The following is a 716-nucleotide window of genomic DNA, read 5'->3' on the forward strand; positions in this document are numbered from 1 at the left end:
ACCGGCGATTACTCCATCCGCGATCTTTCAGAACTGTATTCTATTTCTCGGCCAACTGTCTATCGCACTCTCATCAGAACAGCATCAACGTTCTTGTTGGGTTCACTCTAAGCGTACGTAAAGTACACTTTCGTGTCGTGACCCCTATTTGAACGAGGCGTTGCGCTGGATTCAGGAGCGGCACGGCAAGGACAACGTGATCGCTGCCATCATTCACCGGGACGAAAAAACGCCGCACCTGTCGGCCTACGTGGTGCCAAAAGACCCCGATACAGGCCGCCTGAATTGCCGCCGGTTCCTCGGTGGTGCCAAGGCCCTGAACGAGATGCAGACCGACTTTGCGCGAGTTGTGGGACGCCCTGTCGGACTGGAACGCGGCATCGAAGGAAGCAAGGCCACCCACACCAAGCTGAAAACCTACTACGGGGCGCTAGAACGGGACGCACCCGAGCACAAAAACCTGACCCCTGCTGACCTAGAACCGCAGGTGCTCAAGAAGGGGATTTTTACCCGTGTTGTGGAAGACCCTGAGCAGGTGGCAAAACGCATCAGTCAGACCGTTCAGCAGCATTATGAACCTGCCGTTCAGAGCGCCACAGTTGCCCGCACAGCGACCAAACGGGCCAAGGAAGACAGAGAGAGCCTGAAACAGCTTCAGAGCCGTCTGGAGCCTCTTGTGAAGGCTCTGAGGGATATTCCGACCCAATACCGGGAGA

1 protein-coding gene and 1 pseudogene are annotated in these 716 nt (G+C 56.3%); both read left to right on the forward strand.

Annotation, left to right across the window (positions count from 1 at the left end; genetic code table 11):
• Positions 1 to 111, forward strand: a pseudogene (locus tag KP705_RS21180) (recombinase family protein); the annotation flags it as partial.
• A 37-nt stretch (positions 112 to 148) separates the two neighbouring features.
• A partial coding sequence (locus KP705_RS15730; protein WP_215764871.1) for a plasmid recombination protein occupies positions 149 to 716 on the forward strand: 568 nt, incomplete at its 3' end.

It is taken from the genome of Gluconobacter sp. P1D12_c, assembly GCF_018812105.1.
GTDB classification, from domain to species: domain Bacteria; phylum Pseudomonadota; class Alphaproteobacteria; order Acetobacterales; family Acetobacteraceae; genus Gluconobacter; species Gluconobacter oxydans_A.